Origin of the sequence: Bartonella sp. AP88XZML, from assembly GCF_042195565.1 — a bacterium.
In the GTDB taxonomy this organism is placed as follows: Bacteria; Pseudomonadota; Alphaproteobacteria; order Rhizobiales; family Rhizobiaceae; genus Bartonella.
Map to the genome: position 1 here is coordinate 1 of NZ_JBHIOQ010000007.1, position 2,119 is coordinate 2,119.

1 protein-coding gene is annotated in these 2,119 nt (G+C 44.5%); it reads right to left on the bottom strand.

The features are described 5' to 3' along the window. Window positions 1-1,940 (bottom strand): alanine-zipper protein (locus ACFIK2_RS00405; RefSeq protein ID WP_375676760.1); only part of this gene is annotated, 1,940 nt, incomplete at its 3' end. Between the last annotated feature and the right edge of the window lie 179 nt (window positions 1,941-2,119).

Consider the following 2,119-nt stretch of genomic DNA (forward strand, 5'->3'; position numbering starts at 1 on the left):
TTTTCATCTTCTACATAACGAGAATGCGCAAAATTCCGTACAAGATGATCATTGTTAGAGCCACCAGTCCAATCGCCTCCTGCCAACATAACATTTATGTCTACACGCAAACTGCTTCCTTGCTCCCCTGTATGCCATTTCGTCACTGGATAACAACCAGACAAATATTGCCAAACATAACCGCAACCATCCTCACAACCGATATGCGAAATCATCCGTCTATTGTTTGTATCAACGTGTCCTCCAGACGTCTTAGGAGAAGGCGCTTGATTGCCGACAATACTGGTTGCTTGATTACTTCCATACATGCATGGCGAAAACTCATCACTCGTCAAAAATCTCTTATTAACAGACCAAAAATCAAAGGCATGATCCGCATAGCTACGATTGGTTGTAATCGGAACACCATAGGCAGACTTTGCATTTACACCTGTCCCTGATTGAAGATAAATATCAACCCAAATATTATGCCACGGATTGTAAACCATCCCTTCTGGACTACTACGTGGGCGGTGATTTAAACACCAAACAGAATTGGGCAAAACATCCCCCGCTTGATAACCCGATAAGAGATGACCTTCAATCTCACCAACATCCGCACATAGCGTATGAAATCCACCGATCTTTTCAGAATTATCCTCTGTATAGCCATCAGGAGCCGTTGGATTTTGCGAAATTTCAAAGGATAGCGCACTCGTCTGATCTTTTAAGATGAGATATATATAATAATCCTTTCCTGCTTCAAGATCTTCGTCAAAAGTCATCCTTCCACGCCCTGGAATGCGGTAAAAGAGGTACCTACCCCCATTCTCTTCACCATGATAAAAGCGAAAACATGCCCCGTCATTGATCACAAGACCTTTTCTATTTTTCGGATCGGCTTCCAGAATTCTGTCAGGTTGATGAAAACGCACATTCTCTAAAAATTTAGTGGAAAGAGAACCTACCTTACCTTGAAGTTCAGAAAGACTGTCACTGTTCCTCTGTGCCTTCTCTTGAACTTCTGTCAATGCACTCTTCGCTTCTTCCGCTAACACTTTTGCCTCAGAGGCGGCTGTATTCGCAGAATTTGTCGTTGCTGTCACCGTGTCTAATGAACTCTTGACCTCTCCAAGCCCTTGCTTCGTCGTATCAGCTTCTTCTTTTGCTTGCTCCGCAACACTCTTCGCTTCTTCTGCTGTCGACTTCGCAGTCTCGGCTACTTCCTTGGCTTCTTCTGATAAACTTTTTGCACTCAAAGCGGTTTGGCTTGCATGATCACTCGTGGATTTTGCTTCATTGGCTATTGTTTCTAAGCCTTCTGCTTTAGATTTTGCATCGCTAGCCTCTCTTAGTGCTTGATCTACTTTCTCTGTTACACTCTCTGCTGCACTTTTCGCCGCTTCCGCCAAACCCTTCGCTTCTGAAGCTGTTTGCGAGGCTTGTTCCACTCCTGTTTGCGCCGATTCGGCAACTCTCTTAACAGTTGCAACAGATTCCTTGACTTCAGCACACGCATCCTTTGTCTGTTCTGAAAGAGCCTTTGCCTCTTCTGCAATATCCTTGGCATCATCAGCTGTCCGTTTTGCGCCATCCGCCTTAAGACTTGCTTGTGTTGCTATCGTCTTAACTTCATGACTCGTCGCTACCGCGGTCGCTGCTACTTGGGTTGTCTCTGTTGCTGTTTGGGAAGCATCTTTCGCTGTTTGTTCTGCACGTTCAGCAATAGATTTCGATTCTTCTGCAACCTGTTGCGCACCATTCGCACGCGCCATGGCTTTTTCCGACTCTTGCCTTGCATTCACAACCTGTTCTAACGGCGCAAAGGTTTCATACGAATACAAAGATGCCGTCCCTAAAATCTTCGGAACAACAACGCTATCTTGCGAAGTTCCTTCTCTGATTTCCTCTTTCGTGGCTATTGGTATCAGATACTCATGACTATGATCAGGTATTTTCATCTGCTTTATTCCTCCATTAAACCTAAAATGAACACTCTTTCAAATCTTCAAGCTCTTCGCTTAACGCCTCTAAGCGCTTCTCTAAATCTTTCAGTGAACCATCAAGCTCTGTTTTCAATGCTGCTTTCAGTAAATCAAAAACGCCAGTAAGCGGCGCATGTACAAAACCTCCCCCAGAA